Consider the following 22,376-nt stretch of genomic DNA (forward strand, 5'->3'; position numbering starts at 1 on the left):
CCGGCGACGGCCGCCGGCCGTTCGGCATGAAGACCGTTCAGAATGCCGGCACGATCGCGCCGCCGAACTTCTGGTCGATGAACTTGCGCACGTCGTCCGATTCATAGGCCGCGACGAGCTTCTTCACCCACGGCTTGTCCTTGTCCTGCGCACGCACCGCGATCAGGTTCGCGTACGGCCCGCGCAGGTCCTCGATCGCGATCGCGTCCTTCACCGGCGTCAGCCCGGCCTTCACCGCGTAGTCGGTATTGATCGACGCGGCATCGACGTCGGGCAGCGCGCGCGGCAACTGCGCGGCGTCGAGTTCGACGATCTTGATCTTCTTCGGGTTCTCGGCGACGTCGAGCGGCGTCGCGTTCACGCCGTTCGTGCCGACGCCCGGCTTCAGCTTGATCACGCCGTACTTCTGCAGCAGCAGCAGCGCGCGATTGCCGTTCGACGGGTCGTTCTGGATGCCGACCTTCGCCCCCACCGGCAAGTCCTTCAGGGACTTGAGCTTCTTCGAGTAGAAACCCATCGGCGCCGTGTAGGTGAGTCCGACGTTCACGATCCTGTAACCGCGCTGCTTGATCTGGCTGTCGAGGAACGGCTGGTGCTGGAAGCCGTTCGCGTCGAGGTCGCCCGAATCGAGCGCCGCGTTCGGCTGCACGTAATCGTTGAATTCGATGACCTTGATCGCGAGCCCTTCGCGCGCGGCGACCTTCGTCACTTCGGTCCAGATCTGCGCGTCGGGGCCGCTCATCGTGCCGATCTTCAGCGTTTGCGGATCGGCGTGCGCGCCGGGCGCCGCGAATGCCAGCGCGGCGGCGAGTGCGCCGAGGCCGGTCAGGATCGAACGTCGCATGGTGTCCTCTTGTCCCGTGTCGTTTGTTGGAGCACGGATCGTGACACGGGGCCCGAACGCGACAAACCAAGCTTATTTCATGTGCATATTCCGGATCGGGATCGATTCTCTGCCGAAATCGGTATAACCCCCGCTGGCCAACCCGGGCAGAATTCGGTGTCGCATCGGCGCCACACATTCTTCATATGACAGTCGCTGTCATATTCATTACGTGCCCCGCCGATAAAGTTGCGGCCGGTCCGTGAAAGCGCCCAGAGAGAGCGCCGGAACCGCAACTGGACACGCCATTTATTCGCTCGGAGAATCCTTTGAACAAGAAACTGTTGACCATCGCCGCCCTGGCAGCAACGGCCGGCACGGCGCACGCACAAAGCAGCGTGACGCTGTACGGCGTCATCGATGCCGGTATCAGCTACGTGAACCACAGCAAGACCGCCAACGGCGGCACGGGCAAGCTGTTCAAGTACGACGACGGCGTTGCCCAGGGCAGCCGTTGGGGCCTGCGCGGCACCGAAGACCTCGGTGGCGGCCTGAAGGCGATCTTCGTGCTCGAAAACGGCTTCAACAGCGGCAACGGCACGATCGGCCAGGGTGGCGCGATCTTCGGCCGCCAGGCTTACGTCGGCCTGAGCCAGTCGCAGTACGGCACGGTCACGTTCGGCCGCCAGTACTCGTTCTCGACCGACATCCTCGGTTCGAACTACTCGACGGGCGGCAACACGGTCGCGGGCAACTACGCGTACCACGTGAACGACATCGACCAGCTCACGTCGAGCCGCATCAACAACGCCGTGAAGTTCCAGAGCGCGAACTACTCGGGCTTCACGTTCGGCGCGTTGTACGGCTTCTCGAACTCGACGGACTTCGCGGGCGCACCGGCCACGACGTCGGGCACGACGACGACGGCAGGCTCGTCGCGCGCATACAGCTTCGGCCTGAACTACGCGAACGGCCCGATCTCGGTCGGCGCCGCCTACACGGACATCCGCTACCCGAGCCAGTCGTCGCCGGCCTTCTCGACGACGATCGCGAACCTGAGCACGGGCAACGTCCGCGACCTGCGCACGTACGGCGTCGGCGGCCGCTACGTCTGGGGTCCGGCAACGGCATGGCTGCTGTGGACGCGTACGCAGTTCTCGACCGTTTCGGGCGCGGGCGGCACGTTCTACAACGCATACGAAGCAGGCGCGAAGTACGCGTTCACGCCGGCCCTGTCGGGCGGCCTCGGCTACACGTACACGAACGCGACGCAGAACGGCAATTCGTGGCACTGGAACCAGGTCAACGGTATCGCCGACTACGCACTCAGCAAGCGGACGGACGTGTACGGCCTGGTCGTGTACCAGCAGGCTTCGGGCAAGGGCGTGCAAGCGCAGATCGGCTCGAGCACGAGCTACTTCAACACGTCGGGCACGGGTTCGAAGAACCAGATCGCCGCTCGTATCGGTATCCGTCACAAGTTCTAAAGCGTCCGCTTAACTCGCGGATCACGACGGCAAGAAGCGCCCCGCTCCACGCGGGGCGCTTTTTTATGGGCTTTTAAGTTTCGCTTAATTCTGGGCTGAGACGATGCTCTCACCCCCCCTGTTGGCCGCCTGAGCATCGGCGGCTTTTTTTTTAAATGCCGACGGCGCCGCCATCGATTGCCCACAAGACAGGATCGGAGGCCATGATGATCGAAGATACCGTTTTCAGCCATCTGCACGCGATTCTGACGTGCCAACACTCGCTGCCGGTCCAGAGTTGCCGCGTCTCGGTCGAAATGCAGCGCCCGTGGGGCCGACCGTATCGGCTCGTCGAATGGACGATGCATCTCGACGCCCCCGCACGGCGCCAGATCGTGCCGGCCGAATCGACCGACGAAGAGATCGCCGAGGTCGTCGCCTCGCACGTGCCGGGCCGCCTTTACGGCGACGGCCGGCTGCAGTTCTGACCGCGCTCCCGCGCCACCCGCGTCCCGCCTGTCGGCCGCGCCGCACGCATCGTGCGGCAGTCGGTCTCGTTTGACGCGGCAACGAAACCTGCTACGCTGCGCGTTTTCGTCCACGCAACACACGATGGAAAACGCATTCAACGAACGTGGCGTCATGGTCACGCGCAACGGCCTGTCGGCCGCCGGGCAGGTATTCGCACTGCGTGACATCCGTCACGTCGATGTCGTCAAGATTCCCAAGAACCGCCTCGTTCCGTCGCTGATCTCGCTGATCGGCGCGGCCATCGCCGTCGCAGGCGGCATCGGCGCATCGAGCGCCGCGCTCGTCGTCGGCGTGATGCTCGTCGTCGTCGGCTACCTCGCCTGGGCCACGCAGGACATCACGTACCGGCTGATGGTCGAGATGCCCGACGGCAAGCGCGAAGCGCTGTCGAGCACCGACGCCGCGTTCGTCGAACGCGTCGCGCAGGTCGTGCGCGATGCACAGGCCGCCAGGACCGCCACTCCCGCCAACTGATCCCCTTCACGCGGCTGCACGCTTCGATTCACGGTTGCCGGACGCACGCGGTGCGTGCCGGCACGTGCGGCTGCCTCGGCGAACCGTATTCCCGCACGTCATCGCCCGCCCCGCGCCTGCGCCGCGCGCGCCGACCGCCTAGTATGGAAGGAGCGGCGCGCCGCCGCATCGTCCGAGGAGGCCAGCATGAACGTCCAGTCGCTGTCCGGCACGCTTCGCGCGCAGGAATTGCTGATCGTGTCGATGATCCGCGCGCTGCCCCCTGACGCACGCCGCGCGCTCGTCGACCTCTACACCGAACAGATCGTCTTCGCCGAACAGGCCGGCCTCGACGTCCACAGCGATCGCGCGACGCACGAAGCGTTCATCGCGCACGCGCGCAACCTGCTGATCCGCATCGAAGCGCTGGCCTGACCGGCGCGCGCACGGCTCCCGAAAGGGCTGCCGCGGCGCGTGCGAGCCGCGCACGCGAGCGCTCACTCACGCCGCCTTTCGTCCTTGTATTGATAATAATTCTCATTTACACTGGTAAAGTTGTCAGTTGCCTTTCAATTCGCCGTTTGCCGCCTGCCGCGCGCAAACGGGCCAGCCAGGTGAACGCGTCACCCAGCCAGCCTTCGGGCTTGTTATCGTCAATGGGAGACCACCTGTGCATTGTTATTCGCTGGCGCGGCGGCCGATCTGTGCCGCGCTGTTCGGCGCGTTCGGCCTGTCCGCCGCCACGGCTCACGCCGATTCGTCGCCGCAAGGCGCCAACCCGCCTTCCGCCGTCCTCGTCGCCGCGTCCGCGCGCGGCGACGCGGCGCTGCTCGACCCCGTCACCGTCACGGCCACCCGCACCGCCACCGCCGCGAGCCGCACGGCGGCATCCGTGTCGGTGATCACCGACGAGGATCTCGAGGAACAGCAGGCCACCAACATCAAGGATGCACTGCGCTACGAGCCCGGCATCACGGTGCGCCGCACCGCGTACCGGCCGGGCAGCGCCGCGCTCGGCGGCGGCCGCGACGGCGATTCGAGCATCAACATCCGCGGCCTCGAGGGCAACCGCGTGCTGCTGATGGAAGACGGCATCCGCCTGCCGAACGCGTTCTCGTTCGGCCCGCTCGAAGCGGGGCGCGGCGACTACGCCGACCTCGACACGCTCAAGCGCATCGAGATCCTGCGCGGGCCGGCATCGGCGCTGTACGGCAGCGACGGCCTGACCGGCGCGGTGAACTTCATCACGAAGGACCCGCGCGACCTGCTGTCGATCTACGACAAGCCGTACTACTTCTCGTTCCGGCCAAGCTACGACTCGGCCGACCGCAGCATCGGCGCGACCGTGTCGGCCGCGGGCGGCAACGACCGCATCCAGGGGATGATCATCGCCGACGGCCGGCGCGGCCACGAAGTCGATACGCGCGGCAGCAACCATTCGGCGAGCACGCTGCGCACGACGTCGAACCCGCAGGACGTCTATTCGGAATCGCTGCTCGGCAAGCTCGTGCTGACGCCCACCACGCGCGACACCTTCAAGTTCACCGCGGAAACGGTGCAGCGGCGCGTGAGCACCGACGTGCTGTCGGCGATCAACCCGCCGACCACGCTCGGCCTCACGACCCACGACCGGCTCGAGCGCAACCGCTTCAGCGTCGACTACGACTTCCGCGACGACGCGTTCCGCTGGTTCCAGACCGCGCACCTGCAGTTCTACTACCAGGACGCGAAGCAGGACCAGTACGCGTTCGAGACGCGCGGCGCGCCGCTGAAATCGCGTTCGCGCGACAACCAGTACCGGGAACGCACGTTCGGCGGCTCCGCGTTCGCCGAAAGCGGCTTCGCGACCGGCCCGTTCGCGCACAAGCTGCTGTATGGCGTCGACGGCAGCCTGTCGCGCGTGACGAACCTGCGCGACGGCACGGTGCCGGGCGTCGGCGAAGCGTTCCCGAACAAGGCGTTCCCCGACACCGACTACACGTTGTTCGGCGCGTTCGTGCAGGACCAGATCGGCTACGGCCGCCTGCTCGTCACCCCGGGCCTGCGCTTCGACACGTACCGGCTGAGCCCGACCGAAAACGATCCGCTGTTCACCGGCAAGGCCGTGTCGACGAGTGCGAACGAACTGTCGCCGCGCGTCGCCGTGCTCTACGAGATCACGCCGGCCGTCATTCCGTACGTGCAGTACGCGCACGGCTTCCGCGCGCCGACGCCCGACCAGGTGAACAGCAGCTTCTCGAACCCCGTGTACGGCTACACGTCGATCGGCAATCCGAACCTGAAGCCCGAGACGAGCGACACGTTCGAAGCCGGCCTGCGCGGCAAGGCCGGCACCGGCTACGGCGTCGTGCGCTACAGCGCGGCCGCGTTCACGGGCCGCTACCGCAACTTCATCTCGCGCACGACGATCGCCGGCGCCGGCCGGCCGTCGGACCCGTTCGTGTTCCAGTACGTGAACTTCGCCGACGCGCGCATCCACGGCCTCGAAGGCCGCGCCGAATGGGTGATGCCGAACGGCATCACGCTGAAGACGGCGATGGCGTTCACGAAGGGCTCGACGCAGAACGACGGCGCGGCCAGCCAGCCGCTGAACACCGTCAACCCTTTCTCCGCCGTGTTCGGCGTGCGTTATGAGCCGAGCGAGCGCTGGTTCGTGCAGACCGACCTGCTGTTCCAGGCCGCGAAACGCGACAAGGACGTCGACAAGTCCGATTGCTCGAACAAGGCGTGCTTCACGCCGCCGTCGTCGTTGGTCGTCGACCTGCGCGGCGGCTACCGCTTCAACAAGCACGTGAGCGCGACGATCGGCATCCGCAACCTGTTCGACCGCAAGTACTGGAACTGGTCGGACGTGCGCGGCATCGCGGCCGATTCGCAGGTGCTCGACGCGTATTCGTCGCCCGGCCGCACGGTCGCCGTCAGCATGAAAGTGGATTTCTGATGCGCATCGCCCGCGCACCCACCCCAACCGCTACTTGAAGGAGTCCGACATGATGCAATCCGCCCTTCCCGGTCAATCGGCCGGCCCGGCCCGTGCGGCCGCCGCGCTGCGCGACGCATTCATCAAGCTCAAGACCGAGCGTCAGCTGCGCAACCGCGACGTCGCCCAGGCGCTCGGCGTCAGCGAAGGCGAGGCGCTTGCCGCGTTCGTCGGCGAGCACGTCGTGCGGCTCGACGCGCGCTTCCCGGCGATGTTCGAGGAAATGCCGCGCCTCGGCCGCGTGATGGCGCTCACGCGCAACGACACGGCCGTCCACGAGAAGGACGGCGAATATGCGCAGATGAGCCACGACGGCCCGGTCGGCCTCGCGCTCGGCGACATCGACCTGCGCATCTTCTATCGTCACTGGGTGTCGGCGTTCGCGGTGCGCGACGAAACCGCGCACGGCCCGCTGAAGAGCCTGCAGTTCTTCGACGCGCAAGGCCATGCGATCCACAAGGTGTACCTGCGCGCGCACAGCGACCACGCCGCGTACGACGCGTTCGTCGAACGCTGGCGTGCGCCGTCGCAGGAGCCGGGCCTCGACGTCGCGCCCGCCGCACCGAAAACACCCGAGCGTGCCGACACCGAGATCGACGTCGCGGGCTTCCGCGCCGCGTGGGAAGCGATGACCGACACGCACCAGTTCTTCGGCATCACGCAGCGCTTCGGCGTGAGCCGCATGCAGGCGCTGCGTCTCGCCGAGCCGCACCATGCATATCCGGTCGAAACCGCGCACGCGCTGCGCCACGTGCTTCAGCGGGCGGCACAAAGCGGCCAGCCGATCATGGTGTTTGTCGGCAACGCGGGGATGATCCAGATCCACACGGGTCCCGTCGCGAACGTGCGCGAGGTCGGCGCATGGATCAACGTGCTCGACCCCGGCTTCAACCTGCATGTCCGCGAAGACCTGATCGCCGCCGCCTGGGTCGTGAAGAAACCGACGAGCGACGGCATCGTCACGTCGCTCGAACTGTTCGACCGGCAGGGCGACCACGTCGCGCTGCTGTTCGGCGAACGCAAGCCGGGCAAGGTCGAACGCGACGACTGGCGTGCGCTCGTCGCGACGCTGCCGGCGGCCGCACGCGGGGGCGCGCGGTGAGCGCGCGGCCGTTCGATCCGCGCCGCCGCGCCGTGCTCGCGGGCGCGGCGGCCGGCGCGCTCGCGGGCGTGCTGCCCGGCAGCGTGCTCGCCCAGGCTGCGCAGGCCGCCCCGAAGCGCGTGGTCGTGATCGGCGGCGCGCTCGCGGAAACCGCGTTCGCGCTCGGCGGTGCCGAGACGCCACGCTACCGGCTCGTCGGCGCCGACACGACCTGCACGTATCCCGACGCCGCGAAGCGTTTGCCGAAAGTGGGCTACCAGCGCGCGCTGTCGGCCGAAGGGCTGCTGTCGCTGCGCCCCGATCTCGTGCTCGCGTCGGCGGAAGCCGGCCCGCCCACCGCGATCGCGCAGGTGAAAAGCGCCGGCGTCACGATCACGACGTTCGACGAACGCCACGACGTCGAATCGGTGCGCGCGAAGATCACGGGCATCGCGCAGGCGCTCGACGTGCGCGAGGCCGGCACCGCGTTGCTGCAACGTTTCGAGCGCGACTGGCAGGCCGCGCGTGACGCGGTCGCCGCGCGCGCGCCTGCCGGCGTGCAACCGCCGCGCGTGCTGTTCGTGCTGAACCATACCGGCAACCAGGCGCTCGTCGCCGGCCAGCGCACGGCCGCCGACGCAATGATCCGCTATGCGGGCGCGCGCAACGCGATGCAGGGCTTCGATCACTACAAGCCGCTGACGACCGAGGCACTCGCGGCCGCCGCGCCCGACGTCGTGCTGATCTCCGACGAAGGGCTGGCCGCCGTCGGCGGTCGCGCCGCGCTACTGGCAACGCCGGGTTTCGGTGCGACGCCGGCCGGCCGCGCGCGGCGCGTGGTGTCGCTCGACGCGCTGTTGCTGCTCGGCTTCGGCCCGCGCCTGCCGCTCGCCGTCACGACCCTGCACCGACGCCTGTCGGATGCGCTCGCCTGATTCCGGATCATCTCGATGCCCGCTCACGCTTCGCCCTTCTCCGCGCCGTCGCCCGCCTCGCGCGCCGGCGCCGCGCGCGTCGGCACGTCGCGCCGCCTGGCGCCGTTCACCCTCGCCGCGCTCGCCGTGCTCGTGTGCGCGATGTCCGTCGTCGCGCTGTGCGTCGGCGCGTATCGCATTCCGCTCGCGGAGGCCTGGGCCGCCCTGAGCGGCGATGCCGCCGCGCAGCAGGCGCGCGCGGTGCTGCTCGACATCCGCGCGCCGCGCGTCGCGCTCGCGCTGCTGGTCGGCGGCGGCTTCGGCGCGACCGGTGCCGCGATGCAGGCGCTGTTCCGCAATCCGCTCGCCGATCCGGGCCTCGTCGGCGTGTCGAGCGGCGCCGCGCTCGGCGCGACGACGATGATCGTGCTCGGCCCCGCGCTCTTTGCCGCGCACGTGAGCGCGGCCGCGCTGCCCGTCGCCGCGTTCGTGGGCGCGCTCGCGGTCGCCGCGCTCGTTTATCGGCTCGCCGCGTCGCGCGGCCGGCTCGCGCTGCCGCTGCTGCTGCTCGCCGGCATCGCGATCAACGCGCTGGCCGGCGCGGCGATCGGCCTGCTCACGTTCGTCGCCGACGACGCGCAGTTGCGCTCGCTGACCTTCTGGAGCCTCGGCAGCCTCGGCGGCGCGCAATGGCCCGCGCTGGCGGCCGTCGTGCCATGCGTTGCGATCGGCTGCGTGCTGCTCGCGCGCGAACGCGACGCGCTGAACGCACTGCAGCTCGGCGAAACCGAGGCATTGCATCTCGGCGTGCCCGTGCAGCGGCTGAAGCGGCGTGTGCTCGTCGCGGTCGCGCTCGCGGTCGGCGCGCTCGTCTCGTGCGCGGGCATCATCGGCTTCATCGGGCTCGTCGCGCCGCATTGCGTGCGGCTCGCGTGCGGCCCCGACCAGCGCATCGTGCTGCCCGGCGCCGCCCTGCTCGGCGCGTTGCTGACGCTCGCCGCCGATCTCGCCGCGCGCACCGTCGCCGCGCCGGCCGACATTCCGCTCGGCGTGCTGACCGCGCTGCTCGGCGCACCGTTCTTCCTCGCGCTGCTGTGGAAGAGCCGCGGCGCGCTCGGCGGGTAATCCCTTCCTCACGACGACCATGCTGACCGCCCACCACCTCGACGTCGCCCGCCGGCACCACGCGATCCTGCGCGACCTGTCGCTGTCGATCGAACCCGGCCGCGTGACCGCGCTGCTCGGCCGCAACGGCGCGGGCAAGAGCACGCTGCTGAAAACCTTCGCCGGCGAACTGACCGGCAGCATCGCGCCGAACGGCGTGCGCGTGACGGGCGACGTCACGCTGAACGGCGAGCCGCTCCAATGCATCGACGCGCCGCGGCTCGCGTGCCTGCGCGCGGTGCTGCCGCAGGCCGCGCAGCCGGCGTTCCCGTTCAGCGTCGACGAAATCGTGCTGCTCGGCCGCTATCCGCATGCGCGACGCAGCGGCGCGACGTCGCACCGCGATCGCGACATCGCGTGGCATGCGCTCGAACGCGCGGGCGCCGATGCGCTCGTCGGCCGCGACGTGACGACGCTGTCGGGCGGCGAGCTCGCACGCGTGCAGTTCGCCCGCGTACTCGCGCAGCTGTGGCCGGACGACGACGCAGCGGAACGCGGCCCGCGCTACCTGCTGCTCGACGAGCCGACCGCCGCGCTCGATCTCGCGCACCAGCATCGCCTGCTCGACACCGTGCGCGCGGTTGCACGCGAATGGCAGCTCGGCGTGCTCGCGATCGTTCACGATCCGAACCTCGCCGCGCGGCACGCGGATACGATCGCGATGCTCGCCGACGGCACGATCGTCGCGCACGGCGCACCGCGCGACGTGATGACGCCCGCGCATATCGCGCAATGCTATGGATTCGCGGTAAAGATGGTGGACACCGGCGACGGTGCGCCGCCGGTGATGGTGCCCGCGTAGCGCCGGGCGCCGCACGGCTCGATGCCCCGCCATCGTCCGCCGCTTTCATTCGAGATCGTTTGCCCCTTTCCTTCGAGGCGCCCCATGCCCGTTCCGATGACTCGCATCATCCTGTACGTCCACGACGTCGCGTTGCTGAAAGCGTTCTACCGGCGGTATTTCGCGTTGCCCGTCATCGAGGAGATCGACGGCGAATGGGTCGTGCTCGACGCCGGTGCGGTCGAACTCGCGCTGCATCGGGCCGGCCCGGCGTTCCGCCACGCGGCCGTGCCCGCGCACGCGAACGCCGGCACCCGTCACGTCAAGCTCGTCTTCCGGATCGATGCCGATATCGACGCGCATCGCGACCGGCTCGCCCGCGACGGCGTGGCCGTGCGCGATCTCAAGCGCTACGACGGCTTCCCGTACCGGATGGTCGACGGCATCGATCCGGAAGGAAACGTCTTTCAGATGATGCAGCCCGACTGAACGCCGTCCCGGCCGGCGCGGCCGCGAGCGCTCAGTGCTCCAGGTCCGCCGCGCCGAACGTCCGCATCTTCCAGCCGAGCCGCACGGCGAGCATCCGCATCGAGAACCCGGCCGCGAGCGCGACGATCGTCGCGACATCCGCGTCGATGCCGAGATGTGGCATGCCGACGTACAGCGCACCGGTGACGAACGCGACGCTTGCATAGAGCTCCTCGCGCAGGATCAGCGGCATCTCGTTGCACAGCAGGTCGCGCAGCATCCCGCCGCACACGCCCGTGATCGCGCCGGCCAGCACGACGATGATCGGCGCGATGCCGGTCGACGCGCCGACGTCGCAGCCGATGATCGTGAACGCCGCGAGGCCGATCGCATCGACGGTGACGAACAGCGTCTTCATCCGCGCGACGTGCCGCGCGGCCCACGACGCGACGGTCGCCGCGACCAGCGTGATCACCAGATACTCCGGATGCGCGATCCAGCCGAGCGGATAGTGGCCGAGCAGCACGTCGCGCACGGTGCCGCCGCCGAGCGCCGTCACCGCGCCGACGAGCGCGAGCCCGAAACGGTCCATCCCGCGGCGCATGCCCATCAGCGCCCCCGACATCGCTTCCGCGACGATCGCAATCAGATAAAGCGTATGCATGGCGCGCGTCAGTCGTCGGTCCGGAACAGGTCGAGCACACGTTCGCGCTCGGCCGCATCGACAGCCGCGGGCATCGGCTCGTCGGGCTTGCCGCTGTCGCCCGGCGCGTCGGGCTTGTCGGTTGCCGGCGCGCCGCCGCACGCGAAGCGGCTGCGAATATACGCCGGCACGTCGGCCGTGCAGGCACCGTGCGCGTATTCGGCGTAGACGAAGTCGCCATCGACGAGCGCGACGTCCTGCGGCGGCGTCGCGTCGACCGACGTGCGCCCGTCGACGGCCGTCTTCATGTAGTCGAGCCAGACCGGCAGCGCGAGCGTCGCGCCGGTCGCGCGCCCCATCGGGCGCGGCGTGTCGTAGCCGAGCCACGCGACCGCGACGATGCCCGACGAGTAGCCGGCGAACCATACGTCCTTCGACCCGTTCGACGTGCCCGTCTTGCCGGCCGCGTCGTCGCGGCGCAGCGCGAGCGCGCCGCGCGCGGTGCCGGCGCGCACGACGTCGCGCAGCATGCTGTCCATCACGAACGCGTTGCGCGCCGAGACGACGCGCTCGCCCGACGGCGCGGTCGCCTCGTACATCGCGCCGCCGTGACGCTGTTTCACCGACAGGATCAAGCGCGGCTCCATCCGCGTGCCGCCGTTCGCGAACACGCTGTAGGCGCTCGCGAGTTCGAGCGGCGTCACGGCGCCCGCGCCGAGCGCGAGCGGCAGCGACGCCGGATTGCGCTGCGCGTCGAAACCGAAACGCACCGCATGCTGCTGCACGTAACGCGCGTCGGTGGCCTGCATCAGGCTGACCGCGACCAGGTTCTTCGAGCGCACGAGCCCCCGCCGCACCGGGATGAAGCCCTCGTAGCGGTTGCCGAAATTGCGTGGCCGCCACGGCTGCGCTCCGGTTTCCGCGCGCGTGAGCGTGCGCTGCGTGTCGTCGACCAGCACGCCCGGGAAGTAGCCCTTCTCCAACGCCGCCGAATAGACGAACGGCTTGAAGCTCGAGCCCGGCTGGCGATACGCCTGCAGCGCATGGTCGAACACGTTGCGATTGAAATTCGCGCCGCCGACCAGTGCCAGCATGTCGCCGGTTGCCGCATCGAGCGACACGAGCGCGCCCTCGAGCCCATTGCGCGCATCGCGCTTCGCGCGCGGCTGCCGGTTCAGCGTGCGCTCGAGCGCCGCTTCGGCCGCGCGCTGGTCGCGCATCGAGATCGTCGTCGTCACGTCGAGGCCGAGCGTGTAAGCGTCGTCGTGAAACCGCTCGACCATCATCCGGCGTGCGCGCTCGGCGACGTACGGCGCCGCGACGATCCCCGGCGGCGGCGTGGTCGCCAGCACGATCGGCGCATCGACGGCCGCGCGATACGTCGCGTCGTCGAGCTGGCCGAGCGCATGCATGCGGCCGAGCACGTAGTCGCGCCGCGCGGTCGCGCGCGCCGGGTTGACGACCGGGTTGAACGCGGAGGGCGCCTTCGGCAGCCCCGCGAGCACGGCCGCTTCGCCCGCGCTCAGCGCGTCGAGCGGCTTGCCGAAATACACGTTCGCGGCGGCCGCGAAACCGTACGCGCGCTCGCCCAGGTAGATCTCGTTCATGTACAGCTCGAGCAACTTGTCCTTGCTGTACTCGCGCTCGAGCTTGGCGGCCATCAGGATCTCGGCGAGCTTGCGGCTCAGCACCTTGTCGCGCGTCAGGTAGAAGTTGCGCGCGACCTGCATCGTGATCGTGCTGCCGCCCTGCCCGGGCTGCCCCGTCACGACGTTCGCGAACGTCGCGCGCGCGAGGCCGCCGACATCGACCGCGCCGTGCGCGTAGAACTTCGCGTCCTCGGCCGCGAGCAGCGCGTGCCGCATCAGCGGCGGGATGCGTTCGAGCGGCACGAACTCGCGCCGCTCGACGCCGTATTCGGCCAGCAGGTCGCCGTCGCGCGAGAAAATCCGCAGCGGCAGCGCGGGACGATAGACGGCCAGATGCTCGACGGACGGCAGTTGCGTCCAGATGCGATTGATCGTCCAAACGACGATGCCCGCGCACGCAAGCGTCAGGCCCAGCAGCACGCCCGCGAGCGTGCGCCACACGCGTCCGCGGCGCGGCGGCGGGGCGGGTGGCGGTGGCGGGTTGGCGGTGTGGTCGGTCATGTCGGGCTCCTTCTTCAGTGCCCGCGACGGCCGGCGCGAGAGGAGCGTCGACCGTTCACGGAAGGCGCGCATTGTCGAAGGGATCACCCGAAACCGGAACATTCTTTAGCCAAAGTTTGGCAGGCTAAATTTTATTCAGGAAAGCGCGCCGGAAGCCTTCCGCGCGGCATGTGCGGGCCTGCGGCGTATCGTCGCCGCAGCGCGCACGCGGCACGCGCTCCGGTTCGCTTGTACCATCGTGTGATGTTCGATCGATACCTTGGCCTGTGGGGCCTCGTTCCCGACGGCGGCGCGATCCTGACCGCGAGCGGCGGCCTGCTGCCCGTGGTCTGGCAGGGCCGGCCCGCGATGCTGAAGGTCGCCACCTGCGACGAGGAGCGGCGCGGCAATGCACTGATGGCCTGGTGGCACGGGCAAGGCGCCGCCCGCGTGTGGCTGCACGACGGCGACGCGATCCTGCTCGAACGCGCGCAGCCGGCGCCGACGCTCACCGCGTTGTCGGCAGCGGGCCACGACGACGACACGATACGCATCGCCTGCAACGTCGTCGCGCGGCTGCACGCGCATCGTGCGCCGCGGTTGCCGCCGGTCGTGCCGCTGCACGAGTGGTTCCATGCATGGCTGTCGCGTGACGCGGGCGACGACGTGCTGCGCCGCTCGGCCGCGGTCGCACGCCAGCTGCTGACCGAAACCGCCCCGACCGTCGACGAAGTCGTCCTGCACGGCGACATCCATCACGGCAACCTCCTGCATTTCGGCGATCGCGGCTGGCTCGCGATCGACCCGAAGGGGCTGCGCGGCGAGCGCACGTTCGACTACGCGAACCTGTTCTGCAATCCCGCGCACGACATCGCGGTCGATCCCGCGCGTTTCGAGCGGCGCGTCGCGCTCGTGACCGACGCCGCGCAACTCGACCGGCAGCGGCTGCTGCAATGGATTCTCGCGTGGTCGGGCCTGTCGGCCGTATGGTTGATGGAAGACGGCCTGCCGCCCGATACGCGGCTGCAGGTTGCGCAACTCGCGGCAATCGCGCTCGGCCTGTAGCAATACGCCCCGACCGTGAAGAGCGGGTCCATACCGGATTTCCAAGGGAAAGCGGCGAGGACAACCGGTATCCGGCCGGAAGCGGTCGCTCGCGCTGGTTGCGCCGAGGGGCCGCTTCGCTCCACGCAACTGCCGGACGGCTTCATGCGCCGGCATGCGACGTGAACAAGCGTCACGTCAGCTGTTTTCGTTCATCGTCAGGATGATCTTGCCCACGTTCACGGCCGACTCCATCCGTCGATGAGCGGCCGCGGCATCGGCGAGCGGAAACACGCTGTCGACGACCGGCTCCAGGCCTGCCCCGCCCGCGAAGCGGTCCAGCCAATGTTCGCGAAACCGCCGCACCATCGCGTGTTTCTCGCGCGGGTCGCGCGACTTCATCACCGTGCCGATGATTTGCAGATGACGGTACAGGATCTGTTCGAGACCCACGCTCACGTCACCGCCGCCGCCGAGTATGCCGACCTGCACCAGCCGGCCGCCGTTTGCCAATGACGCGACATTCCGGGAAAAATACGGCGCGCCCACGAAATCGATCACGACATCGACACCGCGTTTGTCCGTCCTGCTGGCTACGACTTCCGAAAAATCCTGCGTCTTGTAGTCGATCGCATGGTCCACACCCAGTTGAACGATCCGTTCCAGCTTCGAAGCTTCGGCAGTCGCGAATATCGTCGCACCGGTTGCATAGGCCAACTGGACCGCCGCGGAACCGACCCCGCCCGCCGCGGCATGAATGAGCACCGAGTCGCCGCGCTGCAAGCGGCCAAGATGCAACAACGCTTCGTGCGCGGTGACGAAGACTTCCGGTATGGCAGCCGCATGCACGTAGTCGATCGTCGCCGGAATGGGCATCGCCATTCTCCAGTCGATGCGCGCCAGTTCCGCATAGGCCCCGCCGCCCACGACGCCCATGACACGATCGCCGACCTTGTAACCCTGCACGGCAGGTCCGGTCTCGATCACCTCGCCGGCGATTTCGAGCCCCATGATCGTCGAGTCGCCGAAGTTCGGCCGGCCGTATCCGCCTCGCCGATGCGTCAGATCCGCGCGATTCACGCCCGCGGCATGGACGCGTACCAGCAGATCGTCGGGACGAACCTCGGGTGCCTGGACCTCGGCGAGCTGGAGAACCTCGGCCTCGCCGAATTCGTTGAATGTGATGGCTTTCATTTCGAACCTTCCTGCGTCGTGGATGAATGGCCGGCGAAATCGTCGGACCGGGTTGGTGCGCCAAGCGTCGCCTGCGCCGCGGCGGATGCCGAGATCGCCGCGGGGAACCCCGCATAGAACGCGAGGTGAGTGATCGCCGCGGCGAGTTCTTCGCGCGTTACGCCGTTCGTCAACGCGCGGCGCAGGTGCGCCGGCAACTCGTCGAGATGGCCCCCCGCGATCAGCGCGGCGACGGTCACGAGGCTGCGGTCGCGCGGCGAGAGCGCCGGATCGCTCCAGATCCGCGGATAGAGCGTGTCGTCGACGAATGCCGAGAGCGTCGGCGTAAAGGCGCGTGCGGCTTCCCGCGGGCTGCCGAAATCTGCGTGAGACATGGCGATTCCCCTTCAAGCCTGGCTGACGAACTTGTGCGTGAGGTAGTACTCGATGCCCTCGGCACCGCCTTCCGAGCCGTGGCCGCTTTCCTTCATGCCGCCAAACGGCAGTTCGGTCGAAACGATGCGGTACTGGTTGATGCCGATCATGCCGGCCTCGAGACCGTCCGCGACATCGATGGCCATGCGCGCACTGCTCGTGAACGCATAGGCGGAGAGCCCGTACGGCAACCGGTTCGCTTCGGCGAGCCCGTCGGCGAGGCCATCGAAGCGCATCAGCACCGCGATCGGGCCGAACGGTTCTTCTTGCATCACGCGCGCGTCCTTCGGCACGTCGGCGAGGACCGTGGGCTCGAAGAAGTACCCTTCGCCCTCGATACGCTTTCCGCCGGCGAGAACCGTTGCGCCACGTTCCACCGCGTCGGCGACGAGTTCCTCCATCTTGGCAAGCTGGCGCGGATTCGCCAGCGGCCCGACCTGCGTGCCGGCCTCCATGCCGTTCCCGACCTTGAGCGCGTTGGCCGCACGCACGAAGTGACCGGCGAACGCGTCGTAGACGTCGCGCTGGATCAGGAAGCGCGTCGACGAGATGCAGATCTGGCCCGTGCCGCGAAAGCGATTCGCCGCGCCTTCGACCGCGGCCTTTTCCACATCCGCATCGTTGAATACGAGGACGGGCCCGTGGCCGCCCAGTTCCAGCGTGATGGGCTTGACGCCTTCGGCCGCGCGCGCCGACAGCAGACGGCCGATCGGCACCGAGCCCGTGAACGTCACCTTCCGGATGACCGGGGACGCGATCAGGTGCTTCGACACCTGGTCGGGCACGCCGAATACGACTTGAAGCACGCCCTTCGGCAAACCGGCGTCATCCAGTGCGCGCGCCAGCGCGAGCGCCGTGGCGGGGCTTTCCTCGCCGGGTTTGATGATGACGCTGCATCCGGCGGCGAGTGCGGCCGAGAGCTTGCGCGCCGGGGTGATCGCCGGAAAATTCCACGGCGTGAATGCGGCGACCGGCCCGATCGCCTGTTTCTTCACGATCTGTTGCACACCCGGGCGGTTGGACGGCACGACGCGGCCGTCGATGCGGCGCGCCTCTTCGGCGAACCATTCGAAGTAGTCGGCCGCACGCAGGACTTCGTCGCGGCTTTCCGCCAGCGGTTTGCCTTCCTCGAGCGTCATGACGGTAGCGATGTGCTCGGCACGCTCGCGCATCAGTTCCGCGCCGCGCTTGAGAATGCGCGCGCGTGCGGCCGGCACGGTGCGGCGCCAGACGTCGAACGCCTGGGCGGCGACTTGCAGGGCGCGATCCAGATCGGCTGCCGTCGCCAGCGGGACGCGTCCGATCTCGATTTGCGTGGCGGGATTGATCACCGGCGCCGTTTCGCGTCCGCCCGCGTCGATCCATTCGCCGTTGATGAAAAGATGAAGTGCGTCGTACGTGATGTCCATGGCATTGACCTCTATGATTAGGATTACGATTCAATTTAAGTTCGCGGCGAGCCGGACAGGAGAACCCACGCCACGCCGTGTCGGGATGATCCGCCGCATCGGGCTGGGCCCGGGTTCGAAACGTCGGTGCTCCGACTGCCTGACTTCGGGACTCAGTCTAGGCGTGAAGCGGGCGGCAACTTAGAGGGGCCGGAAAGAATGAATCTTGTCTGTGGAGAGAAAATCGCCCCGTCGGCACGAAGGCATATTGAAAGGATGCATAAAAACGACACGGGATTTCACGCTGACGGCACGAAACAGGCACGGGCCCTATCATCACAGGCTCGCGCGGGCCGGAACGCGGCGATTCGACGAAAAATTCAAAGCCAGGGTGCGTAATGGACAAGGTTCACACCATGTCGGTGTTTGCGAAAGTGGTCGAGATGGGCAGTTTCACGGCTGTCGCGAACCACCTCGATACGACTGTCGGCAACATTTCCCGAGCGGTATCGGTACTTGAGGACAATCTCAACACGCGGTTGCTGCAGCGCTCGACGCGACGGCTCGTGGTGACCGATGCGGGGCGGCGTTTTTACGAGCGCAGCGTTGCGATCCTCTCGGACATCGAACGAGCGGAAGCGGAAGCCCGCGATGCGCTGCTGGAGCCGCGTGGTGTATTGCGCGTGCATGCGGTTCCGGGATTGGGCCGCCAACTTGTTGCGCAAGCCGTGCTGGCCTATCGGAGCGCCTACCCGGAGGTATCGGTCGATCTCATGCTGTCGCAGCGGATGCCGAATCTGCTCGAAGAGCAGCTCGACGTGGCGGTCGTGATTGCCCGCACGCTGCCGGACTCGGCGTACGTGAGCCAGAAGATCGGCGCAAGCCACTGCATTCTGGCGGCGTCGCCCGATTATCTGGCGCGGCATCCGGCGCCCGAGTGCGTGGAAGATCTCGCCGATCACACGTGCGTGCGCCTCAGCACGGTCGATTACGCACCGGACGAATGGCATCTGCAAGGCAAGGCCGGCGAGGCCGTGTATCGTCCGTCGGGATCGCACTTCAGTATCAACGACATGGATGCGATGTCCACGGTACTGCAGGAGGGCGCGGGGATCGGACTGATCGCCGCCTTCTCGGCGATCGACGATTTGCGCAAAGGATCGCTCGTTCGCGTCCTGCCCGAATTCCACACCGCCCAGCGCAACGTGTATGCGGTGTATTCGTCCCGTCAGTTCGTCGACGCGAAGATCAAACGGTTCATCGATGTCCTGAAGGTGCGGGTCGGTGACCGCTTGAATGCGTATGCGGAGGAACTCGCCATCGCGGTCGCATGACCGGCTTCACGGTCGGCGTGGTCGGGGCCGCGCCGGACACTCGCGGAAACCCATGAAGAAAAGCCCGCCGGCTTGCACCGGCGGGCTTTCGTGTCCGACCTGCGTGGCGGCGCGTTAGCGCGCCGGGTTCAGCAACAGGTTCATGTGACGGTTCACGTCCTTGTACAGCAGGTAGCGGAAGCGGCCGGGGCCGCCCGAGTAGCAGGCCTGCGGGCAGAACGCGCGCAGCCACATGAAGTCGCCCGCTTCGACCTCGACCCAGTCCTGGTTCAGGCGATAGACGGCCTTGCCTTCCAGCACGTACAGGCCATGCTCCATCACGTGCGTTTCCGCGAACGGAATCACGCCGCCCGGCTCGAACGTCACGATGTTCACGTGCATGTCGTGACGCATGTCGCTCATGTCGACGAAGCGCGTCGTCACCCATGCGCCGTTGGTACCCGGCATCGGGATCGGCTCGACGTCCTGCTCGTTGGTCACGAATGCGTCCGGCAGCGGAATGCCGTCGACGGCCTGGTAGTGCTTGCGCACCCAGTGGAAGCGCACCGCGGCATCGCTGACGTTGTGCAGCGTCCAGTCCGCGCCCGGCGGAATGAACGCGTAACCGCCCGGCTTCAGCGTATGCTGCTTGCCTTGCAGCGTCAGCTCGGCCTCGCCTTCGACGACGAACAGCACGGCTTCGGCGTTCTTGTCCTGCTCGGGCTTGTCGCTGCCGCCGCCCGGATTCACTTCGACGATGTACTGCGAGAAGGTTTCGGCGAAACCCGACAGCGGGCGGGCGATCACCCACAGGCGCGTGTTCGTCCAGAACGGCAGCCAGCTCGTGACGATGTCGCGCATCACCCCCTTCGGGATCACCGCGTACGCCTCGGTGAACATCGCGCGATCGGTCAGCAGATCCGTCTGCGGCGGGTGGCCGCCATGCGGCGCGTAATACGTTGTCTTAGACATAGTGCATCCAGGCAATGGGTTGGTCCGGCCCCTGGCGCAAACGGCATCGGGCGGTTCGCACGCGCGTGGGGCACGCATGCGGCGGCGGGACATCGTTGCCGGGGTGGCTTGAAAGCGCGTGCGCCTTCGTTCGGTCGGCCAGGCTTCGCGTCGGGTCCGTCCGGTTCATCGGACGCGGCGACCCGGGTTGTCGGGTCCGGCGGCCGGCCGCGGCGCTCGCGGTCATGCGGCGAGGCGCGGCGGGCGGCACGGTTCGACTCCGTACGCGGGCACCGCCGACGATAGCGAAGTCGATCGCGATCGACCAATTAAATGTTGCGATGACATCCATTCGATTTCCCACTACCCGCCGGCGCCCGCGATGCGCGGTGAAGGGCCATGGCGCGGCGGGCGGGCCATCAGGGAAATCCTGACGGCCAGGCAACGGCCAGGTCATGTCCGGTCATGCGAATCGAGGGGGAAACGACGGGCTTGCGGCAGCGGATCGCTGCGACGGGGTCGTCAGGCTGAAACGGACGGAAGAACGATCCGCGATGGCGCACGCCGATTCTGCCCGGACGCGTTCATGCGCGGCAGGTCAGGTCGTCGAGCAACGGGGAAACACGGGGGGAGATGGATGGCCGGCCCGTCGATCGGGCGCAAGGCGGCGGCTGATGAAGCCGAAGGGACACGCCGGTGAGGCCGGCGATGACGGCCCGGCAGGCCGCCGGGCCGAATCTCGCGTCGGGTGCCGACGCCGTCGGCGCGCCGGTGCGCATGTCGCGCACCGTGCCGCGCTCGCGGCGATCAGTCCCAGTCGCGGTGGTGGTGACGATGCTTGCGGTGGCGATAACCGCGATCGCCATAGTCGCGCTCGTACGAGCTGCGCGACATGTTGCCGCCGAGCGCCGCGCCGGCGCCGCCGCCGACGGCCGCGCCCAGCAGGCCGCCCGTGCGGCCGCCCATCGCGTTGCCCGCCGCGGTCCCCGCGCCGCCGCCGAGTGCGCCGCCGATGATTGCGCCGGTGCGCTCGCGACGGTTCGACGTCACCGCGCCACCCGCGCCGCCGCCGATGGCGCCGCCGATCACCGAGCCCGTGCTGCCGCCGAGCGCACCGCCGACTGCCGCGCCGGCTACCCCGCCGAGCGCGCCGCCAAGCGCGTTGTTCATGTCACCGGCCAGCGCCGGCAGTGCAGTCGTGCCGGTCAGCGCGGCGACGACGAGAGCGGGGGCGATTTTCTTCCACATTCCCGTATTCTTCCTTGTTCGCAATCTGGTTATCGAAGGTCCGCTCGCTACGACGATCTGAATCGATCGACGTCGGGTCAGGCATTGTGCCGAACCGCGGACCAATTCATTTCAATGAGCTTGCGGCGAAGAATAGCACCGGTCCCGCCGCCTTGCCGTGGACATTCTGGTAACAAGTTGTTTACGAATAACGAAGGTCGGACGGGCACCCCGAAATTGCGCCAAACCCGCGCCGGCATTGGCTCCGGCGAGGGTCCCGACCAGCGCGGAGAGAGCCCGGCCCTGCGCGTCGTCGCACGTTCGAGACACACGTGGCAACACATCGGGCACGCGTCGTGAGCAGGCGCCCGAACGACGGCAACGGGGAAGGATGACGGGGTCAGTACACGCCGGGCAGCAACCGCCACGTCCGCGCGCAATACGCGTCGTATTCGGCGCCGAAATGCGCGCGCAGCAGCGCCTCCTCCGAGCGGATCCGCGCGACGAGCGGCACCAGCGTCAGCCCGACCAGCAGCAGGCCGATGCCCGAGCGGAAAACCAGCGACCAGCCGACCGAATTGACGAGCAGGCCGAGATAGCTCGGATTGCGGATATGGCGGTAGATGCCGTCGGTCACGAGCGTATGGCCCGGCTGGATCGCGACGAGCCCGCTGAAGCGCCTGCCGAGCACGAACACGGGCCAGATACGCAACGCACCGCCCGCGAGGTACAGCACGACACCGAGCCAGCGCACCGTGTCGCCGCCGAAGGTCCAGACTTCGAGCCGGTCGGTCAGCGCGGGCACGTAGGCGAGCAGGAATCCGCTCACCGCGAATGCGGCGAGCACCCAGCGGTTGTCGCGATTTTCACGCTCGCCGCTGCTCAGGTTGCCTTCGGTGAACAGCGCGGCCACGGCCATCGCGAGCGTCGCGATCGCGACGACGGTCAGCTGCGGATGCGAGAAGAACGCAGCGAACCCGCCGATGCCGAGAACGGCGAGCCCGAGATAGACGAGCGTGGATACGCTCGACAGGACGACGACCTTAGGGGTCACTGCCATGACGGCCTCGCGGGGATGCGCTTTCCCGTGAAGTATAGGAAGCGCGCTCGCGAAGCGCCGTGCGCCGCCGTCATGCGGCACGCGACGCCCGGCGGATCGCCCGGCGAAAGGCGGCGCACCGTGCCCCTGCGGCCGGAACGCCCGCCCGGAGGCGATCAGCGGATGCGGAAGTTGCCGCCGATCCCGACGCTGACGGGCGGCGCGTAATACGCGGGCGCATAGCCGTAGTAGGCCGGCGCGGGCGCGTAACCGTACGGCGGCGCGACGTAGCAGCCGGACAGGCCGCCGATCAGGGCAAGCGTGATGAGAATTCTGGACATGGCTCGGTTCCCGGCGCGAAAGACGAATGGCA

At 68.2% G+C, this 22,376-nt stretch carries 22 protein-coding genes; 12 read left to right on the forward strand and 10 right to left on the reverse strand.

All coding sequences use genetic code 11. The features are described 5' to 3' along the window. Positions 1-37 precede the first annotated feature (37 nt). Entirely contained in the window at positions 38-844 is an 807-nt protein-coding gene (locus tag HWX00_RS22090) for a MetQ/NlpA family ABC transporter substrate-binding protein (protein WP_034187742.1), read from the reverse strand. 308 nt (positions 845-1,152) lie between these two features. Here HWX00_RS22090 and HWX00_RS22095 point away from each other — a divergent pair, with 308 nt between their 5' ends. The 10 genes from HWX00_RS22095 (at position 1,153) to HWX00_RS22140 (ending at position 10,682) form a co-directional block, all read left to right on the forward strand. Next, on the forward strand, positions 1,153-2,310 hold the full coding sequence (locus tag HWX00_RS22095; protein ID WP_175029026.1) for a porin: 1,158 nt from the start codon (positions 1,153-1,155) through the stop codon (positions 2,308-2,310). Between the two features lie 206 nt (positions 2,311-2,516). Continuing rightward, positions 2,517-2,777, forward strand: coding sequence for a DUF2866 domain-containing protein (locus HWX00_RS22100; protein ID WP_011548992.1), 261 nt, complete (start codon positions 2,517-2,519; stop codon positions 2,775-2,777). 124 nt (positions 2,778-2,901) lie between these two features. After that, positions 2,902-3,294 carry a DUF6232 family protein gene (locus HWX00_RS22105; protein ID WP_034187740.1) on the forward strand — a complete coding sequence of 131 codons (393 nt, stop codon included), beginning with the start codon at positions 2,902-2,904 and terminating at the stop codon, positions 3,292-3,294. Positions 3,295-3,480: 186 nt separating this feature from the next. Further along, positions 3,481-3,708, forward strand: coding sequence for a hypothetical protein (locus HWX00_RS22110; protein WP_049034581.1), 228 nt, complete (start codon positions 3,481-3,483; stop codon positions 3,706-3,708). A gap of 235 nt (positions 3,709-3,943) precedes the next feature. After that, positions 3,944-6,214, forward strand: coding sequence for a TonB-dependent hemoglobin/transferrin/lactoferrin family receptor (locus HWX00_RS22115; RefSeq protein ID WP_124608539.1), 2,271 nt, complete (start codon positions 3,944-3,946; stop codon positions 6,212-6,214). Between the two features lie 49 nt (positions 6,215-6,263). Beyond that, complete coding sequence (locus tag HWX00_RS22120; RefSeq protein ID WP_175029027.1) at positions 6,264-7,355, forward strand: hemin-degrading factor; 1,092 nt, start codon at positions 6,264-6,266, stop codon at positions 7,353-7,355. Further along, the gene (locus HWX00_RS22125) at positions 7,352-8,269 is read left to right on the forward strand and encodes a heme/hemin ABC transporter substrate-binding protein (RefSeq protein ID WP_175868142.1); all 918 of its coding nucleotides are present in this window, start codon (positions 7,352-7,354) and stop codon (positions 8,267-8,269) included. The genes HWX00_RS22120 and HWX00_RS22125 overlap by 4 nt, the downstream gene beginning before the upstream one ends. A gap of 15 nt (positions 8,270-8,284) precedes the next feature. Beyond that, positions 8,285-9,373: a FecCD family ABC transporter permease gene (locus tag HWX00_RS22130; protein ID WP_175868143.1), complete on the forward strand. Its 1,089-nt coding sequence runs from the start codon at positions 8,285-8,287 to the stop codon at positions 9,371-9,373. A 19-nt stretch (positions 9,374-9,392) separates the two neighbouring features. Next, positions 9,393-10,214, forward strand: coding sequence for a heme ABC transporter ATP-binding protein (locus HWX00_RS22135; protein WP_175029333.1), 822 nt, complete (start codon positions 9,393-9,395; stop codon positions 10,212-10,214). Between the two features lie 84 nt (positions 10,215-10,298). Beyond that, complete coding sequence (locus HWX00_RS22140) at positions 10,299-10,682, forward strand: VOC family protein (RefSeq protein ID WP_175029332.1); 384 nt, start codon at positions 10,299-10,301, stop codon at positions 10,680-10,682. Between the two features lie 31 nt (positions 10,683-10,713). Here the strand turns inward: HWX00_RS22140 and HWX00_RS22145 are convergent, their stop codons facing one another. Together HWX00_RS22145 and HWX00_RS22150 are read right to left on the reverse strand one after the other, a co-directional pair. Continuing rightward, entirely contained in the window at positions 10,714-11,325 is a 612-nt protein-coding gene (locus tag HWX00_RS22145; RefSeq protein WP_049030738.1) for a trimeric intracellular cation channel family protein, read from the reverse strand. An 8-nt stretch (positions 11,326-11,333) separates the two neighbouring features. Continuing rightward, positions 11,334-13,454 (reverse strand): penicillin-binding protein 1A, encoded by a 2,121-nt coding sequence (locus tag HWX00_RS22150; protein ID WP_175029331.1) that lies wholly within the window; start codon positions 13,452-13,454, stop codon positions 11,334-11,336. Between the two features lie 243 nt (positions 13,455-13,697). Here HWX00_RS22150 and HWX00_RS22155 point away from each other — a divergent pair, with 243 nt between their 5' ends. Then, positions 13,698-14,498, forward strand: a complete 801-nt coding sequence (locus HWX00_RS22155) for an aminoglycoside phosphotransferase family protein (protein ID WP_175029330.1) — start codon at positions 13,698-13,700, stop codon at positions 14,496-14,498. A gap of 177 nt (positions 14,499-14,675) precedes the next feature. On the opposite strand, the gene HWX00_RS22160 is transcribed toward HWX00_RS22155, so the two are convergent. Genes HWX00_RS22160 through HWX00_RS22170 form a run of 3 tightly spaced genes read right to left on the reverse strand, consistent with a single transcriptional unit; the run spans position 14,676 to position 17,494 of the window. Then, positions 14,676-15,671 (reverse strand): NAD(P)H-quinone oxidoreductase, encoded by a 996-nt coding sequence (locus HWX00_RS22160; RefSeq protein ID WP_034187731.1) that lies wholly within the window; start codon positions 15,669-15,671, stop codon positions 14,676-14,678. Then, a complete protein-coding gene (locus HWX00_RS22165; protein ID WP_034187730.1) occupies positions 15,668-16,045 on the reverse strand; it encodes a carboxymuconolactone decarboxylase family protein in 378 nt (125 codons plus the stop codon). Before HWX00_RS22165 ends, HWX00_RS22160 begins: the two co-directional genes overlap by 4 nt. A gap of 12 nt (positions 16,046-16,057) precedes the next feature. After that, on the reverse strand, positions 16,058-17,494 hold the full coding sequence (locus HWX00_RS22170) for an NAD-dependent succinate-semialdehyde dehydrogenase (RefSeq protein WP_175029329.1): 1,437 nt from the start codon (positions 17,492-17,494) through the stop codon (positions 16,058-16,060). Positions 17,495-17,871: 377 nt separating this feature from the next. Between HWX00_RS22170 and HWX00_RS22175 the strand changes: the two genes are divergently transcribed. Beyond that, complete coding sequence (locus tag HWX00_RS22175) at positions 17,872-18,807, forward strand: LysR family transcriptional regulator (RefSeq protein WP_034187728.1); 936 nt, start codon at positions 17,872-17,874, stop codon at positions 18,805-18,807. 114 nt (positions 18,808-18,921) lie between these two features. Here the strand turns inward: HWX00_RS22175 and HWX00_RS22180 are convergent, their stop codons facing one another. From HWX00_RS22180 to HWX00_RS22195, 4 genes are all read right to left on the reverse strand, one after another. Continuing rightward, on the reverse strand, positions 18,922-19,758 hold the full coding sequence (locus tag HWX00_RS22180) for a bifunctional allantoicase/(S)-ureidoglycine aminohydrolase (RefSeq protein WP_034187727.1): 837 nt from the start codon (positions 19,756-19,758) through the stop codon (positions 18,922-18,924). A 786-nt stretch (positions 19,759-20,544) separates the two neighbouring features. Beyond that, the gene (locus tag HWX00_RS22185; protein WP_034187726.1) at positions 20,545-20,985 is read right to left on the reverse strand and encodes a hypothetical protein; all 441 of its coding nucleotides are present in this window, start codon (positions 20,983-20,985) and stop codon (positions 20,545-20,547) included. 379 nt (positions 20,986-21,364) lie between these two features. Further along, positions 21,365-22,024: a methyltransferase family protein gene (locus HWX00_RS22190; RefSeq protein WP_175029038.1), complete on the reverse strand. Its 660-nt coding sequence runs from the start codon at positions 22,022-22,024 to the stop codon at positions 21,365-21,367. 155 nt (positions 22,025-22,179) lie between these two features. Further along, a complete protein-coding gene (locus HWX00_RS22195) occupies positions 22,180-22,344 on the reverse strand; it encodes a hypothetical protein (RefSeq protein ID WP_167361907.1) in 165 nt (54 codons plus the stop codon). Positions 22,345-22,376 lie beyond the last annotated feature (32 nt).

Source organism: Burkholderia seminalis DSM 23518 (assembly GCF_902832885.1).
Taxonomy (GTDB): Bacteria; Pseudomonadota; Gammaproteobacteria; order Burkholderiales; family Burkholderiaceae; genus Burkholderia; species Burkholderia seminalis.

Coding starts and splice junctions, on each gene's coding strand:
- HWX00_RS22195 (WP_167361907.1), bottom strand. CDS start 22,344: ATGTCCAGAATTCTCATCACGCTTGCCCTGATCGGCGGCCTGTCCGGC.
- HWX00_RS22145 (WP_049030738.1), bottom strand. CDS start 11,325: ATGCATACGCTTTATCTGATTGCGATCGTCGCGGAAGCGATGTCGGGG.
- HWX00_RS22190 (WP_175029038.1), bottom strand. CDS start 22,024: ATGGCAGTGACCCCTAAGGTCGTCGTCCTGTCGAGCGTATCCACGCTC.
- HWX00_RS22090 (WP_034187742.1), bottom strand. CDS start 844: ATGCGACGTTCGATCCTGACCGGCCTCGGCGCACTCGCCGCCGCGCTG.
- HWX00_RS22165 (WP_034187730.1), bottom strand. CDS start 16,045: ATGTCTCACGCAGATTTCGGCAGCCCGCGGGAAGCCGCACGCGCCTTT.
- HWX00_RS22120 (WP_175029027.1), top strand. CDS start 6,264: ATGATGCAATCCGCCCTTCCCGGTCAATCGGCCGGCCCGGCCCGTGCG.
- HWX00_RS22180 (WP_034187727.1), bottom strand. CDS start 19,758: ATGTCTAAGACAACGTATTACGCGCCGCATGGCGGCCACCCGCCGCAG.
- HWX00_RS22110 (WP_049034581.1), top strand. CDS start 3,481: ATGAACGTCCAGTCGCTGTCCGGCACGCTTCGCGCGCAGGAATTGCTG.
- HWX00_RS22150 (WP_175029331.1), bottom strand. CDS start 13,454: ATGACCGACCACACCGCCAACCCGCCACCGCCACCCGCCCCGCCGCCG.
- HWX00_RS22135 (WP_175029333.1), top strand. CDS start 9,393: ATGCTGACCGCCCACCACCTCGACGTCGCCCGCCGGCACCACGCGATC.
- HWX00_RS22170 (WP_175029329.1), bottom strand. CDS start 17,494: ATGGACATCACGTACGACGCACTTCATCTTTTCATCAACGGCGAATGG.
- HWX00_RS22130 (WP_175868143.1), top strand. CDS start 8,285: ATGCCCGCTCACGCTTCGCCCTTCTCCGCGCCGTCGCCCGCCTCGCGC.
- HWX00_RS22160 (WP_034187731.1), bottom strand. CDS start 15,671: ATGAAAGCCATCACATTCAACGAATTCGGCGAGGCCGAGGTTCTCCAG.
- HWX00_RS22185 (WP_034187726.1), bottom strand. CDS start 20,985: ATGTGGAAGAAAATCGCCCCCGCTCTCGTCGTCGCCGCGCTGACCGGC.
- HWX00_RS22105 (WP_034187740.1), top strand. CDS start 2,902: ATGGAAAACGCATTCAACGAACGTGGCGTCATGGTCACGCGCAACGGC.
- HWX00_RS22140 (WP_175029332.1), top strand. CDS start 10,299: ATGCCCGTTCCGATGACTCGCATCATCCTGTACGTCCACGACGTCGCG.
- HWX00_RS22155 (WP_175029330.1), top strand. CDS start 13,698: ATGTTCGATCGATACCTTGGCCTGTGGGGCCTCGTTCCCGACGGCGGC.
- HWX00_RS22175 (WP_034187728.1), top strand. CDS start 17,872: ATGGACAAGGTTCACACCATGTCGGTGTTTGCGAAAGTGGTCGAGATG.
- HWX00_RS22100 (WP_011548992.1), top strand. CDS start 2,517: ATGATCGAAGATACCGTTTTCAGCCATCTGCACGCGATTCTGACGTGC.